Raw genomic sequence first — 1,313 nt, forward strand, 5'->3', positions numbered from 1 at the left:
TGTCTCGTCCTAAAATAAGTTGACACTAAATTGACTTATTATGAAAAACAAAGTAACAAATGCATCTAAGCGCTCGCAACGAGATTACAATATGGCTTTTAAATTATCTGTAATAGACAAAGTTGAAAAAGGCGAAATGACTTACAAGGTAGCTCAAAGAGTTTATGGGATACAAGGAAGAAGTACAGTTTTGGTTTGGCTTCGAAAATTTGGTAACTTAGACTGGAGTAAACCAAACCTTTTATTTATGTCCAAATCTAAAGAAACTCCGGCACAAATTATCAAAAGGCTTGAAAAAGAACTTGCAGATGAACAGCTTAAGAATAAGATACTCAACACTATGATTGATATCTCTGATAGTCAGTACGGCACCCAGATTCGAAAAAAGTTTTCTCCCAAACCATCTTCCGCCTCAGGCAAGAAGCAGGAATAAGTTTATCAAGAAGTTGCCGATTGTTTGGGATCAGCAGGCAGGCTCTTTATCAAGAACAAAATAGAATTTCTTTAAGGGAATCTGAATTACTTAAAGTTAAAGATCTGATTATTGGTATAAGGTTAGAAATGCCTCGTATAGGCACACGTAAATTGTATCATATCCTTTCAGAACAATTTTATCAAAGAGGAATAAAAATTGGGCGTGATGCGCTTTTTGATTATCTGCGAAGAGAAAAATTACTTGTAAAACCAATGAAGAGTTACACAAAAACTACCTTCTCAAAGCATTGGCTGCACAAATATGATAATCTTTTGAAAGAATATAAAATTGAACGCCCAGAGCAGGTATATGTAAGTGATATTACTTATATAAAATCACATCAAAAAATTCATTACCTCTCACTGGTCACCGATGCTTACAGCAGGAAAATTGTTGGTTATAAACTTAGCGATGATATGAATGCGGAAAATGTAGTGCAGGCTTTAAAAATGGCAATAAAAAATAGAAAATCATTCCTGCCGCTAATACATCATTCTGATAGAGGATTACAATATTGTTCAAAAATTTACCAGGATGTATTAGATAAAAACTACATTAAACCATCAATGACTGACGGTTACGACTGTTATCAAAATGCTTTAGCAGAAAGGATTAATGGAATATTAAAAAATGAGTTTTTAATTTACAAATGCAAGGATGGAGCAACATTAGAAAAACTCATAAGCAACTCAATAAATTGTTATAATACAAAAAGACCACACTTGAGTTTAATGATGCAGACTCCAAACTTTATTCATGAAAAAACCAGCCAAGAAAACCTGACTGGTTAATATAAATTTTTATTGTAAAATCTGTCAATCTATTTTAGGACGACTCA

The 1,313-nt window shown here is 32.9% G+C and carries 1 protein-coding gene; it reads left to right on the plus strand.

Features of this window, described 5'->3' with window-relative positions:
- The first annotated feature begins 40 nt into the window (after positions 1-40).
- A protein-coding gene (locus AAYQ05_RS21840; protein ID WP_445709723.1) for an IS3 family transposase occupies positions 41-1,266 on the plus strand; the annotation gives its coding sequence in 2 pieces (ribosomal slippage) (positions 41-389 and positions 389-1,266; 1,227 coding nt in all).
- Positions 1,267-1,313: the final 47 nt, after the last annotated feature.

Source organism: Flavobacterium movens (genome assembly GCF_039581425.1).
Taxonomy (GTDB): domain Bacteria; phylum Bacteroidota; class Bacteroidia; order Flavobacteriales; family Flavobacteriaceae; genus Flavobacterium; species Flavobacterium luteolum.